The organism is Candidatus Frankia alpina, from assembly GCF_902806485.1.
GTDB classification, from domain to species: Bacteria; Actinomycetota; Actinomycetes; order Frankiales; family Frankiaceae; genus Frankia; species Frankia alpina.
This window is the reverse complement of the sequence record NZ_CADCWT010000464.1, coordinates 1-1,438: the sequence shown is the minus strand read 5'-3', so window position 1 is coordinate 1,438 and position 1,438 is coordinate 1. Positions and strand designations below refer to the sequence as shown.

The 1,438-nt window shown below is 62.1% G+C and carries 2 protein-coding genes; both read right to left on the bottom strand.

Going from position 1 to position 1,438, the window contains the following annotated elements:
• Positions 1–376: 376 nt before the first annotated feature.
• A complete protein-coding gene (locus G6R25_RS23930; RefSeq protein ID WP_163554651.1) occupies positions 377–799 on the bottom strand; it encodes a DUF3307 domain-containing protein in 423 nt (140 codons plus the stop codon).
• Positions 800–1,158: 359 nt separating this feature from the next.
• A partial coding sequence (locus G6R25_RS25695; protein WP_205447429.1) for a hypothetical protein occupies positions 1,159–1,438 on the bottom strand: 280 nt, incomplete at its 5' end.

Genomic DNA, 1,438 nt, shown 5'->3' with positions numbered 1-1,438 from the left:
CAGAAGGTTTCCCTTTTCCGGGGTCGCAACATTGTTTAACGGCTATCCGCGCGTATCAAGGGCACTTCGTGAACGCCCTTGACACACACGGCTATCCGCTAAAGCTTTGGCGACTGACCCCGGGCAAGGGGGAAGTATGGACTGAGACCCAATGGCCGGTAATGCCCGCGCGTAGTGGTGGCGAAAGGTTCTTCGAGCCGTCGCGCATGAGGGACGCCCCACCAGGTGGGACAGAGAGTAGTTGGCGTGGTCTCACCTAGGGTGATGGGTCGGGCACCCCGCGCGTTCCATGCGATCTGCCAATTTTCCACCAACGGGTGAGTGGGTATCTGTTGAGACGGGTGTCCACCCACCCGCGAGACGGGTTGCGATCTTCTTACAGGGCAACGGCGAGGAGGCAACCGGCCCACAAGCAGGCGACGTGCAGGGACTGATCAGCGAGGTACATGCCGTTGAGCCCGTGGTCTGCCAACGCCGCGAACTCCGGTGCGCGGAAGTGGTGCAGGACCCAGGCGACCGGTCGACGCCGATCCCACACACCGTGGGTCACCACCGACACCGCGAGCCCGCCGACCGCACCCGATGCCGACAGCGGCACGCCAAGAACCACCACCGCCAGCGCGACCATCCCGACCAGGACCAGGTGGTAGCCGAGCAGATGAGCGCCGAGCGCCCGCCAGCCGGCAACGCCAGGCCGTGCTTTGTTCGCGGCCTGCCGGTCCGTCTGCCCGGCCACATGATCGGCGAGCATGTGCGCGGCGTAGACGGTGGCAAACAACGTTCCGAAAGCGCCGATCATCCCTGCCGCCCCCTACCGTCACCCATAGTTGCTACGTACTTCACCCACTCCTCATCCGTCCAGCCCTGCCCCCGTTCAGTCCAGCCACCATCGGCCTCTCGATAGCCACTAGGCAGGCGATCCCTCTCTCGCCACGCCGCCGCAGTCTCCTCGTTCCTTCGCATAGCTTCCTTGTTTCTTTGCATCCTTTCCTTGCGTTCCCGAGCGCCTTTGGTCCCGAAGAGATCAATCAGGCCCGCCGTCCCCGCACCCCGCGAGCGACCAGCCCGTTTCCGTTGCAGTCCGAGTAGCCGGCACCACCACACGGCTTGTGTTTCACATTGAACCTTCCCGAATTCCTATTACGTCGAGGCATTTTTTTATTCCTTTCCTTGACTAATATTTGCAGGAATGTTACGTTGCTGAAAGTTGCGGGAGAATGCCGCCCATTCCGGATCGAGTTCATCGTCGGTGAGATAGGCAGCCGACGTCAACGCGCCATTGAGAACGTCGGAGATAGCCGAGGGGCGTTGAGAGGCGGCGGCAGACGTTGACAAACGTCGAGTAGGCACCTTCGTGTCGGCCGGAGCCGGGAAGTCCCGGGCCAGTGAGCCATTCCCGGCAACGATTTGTGAGGTTGGGTAATTGTTGCGGGGTGTG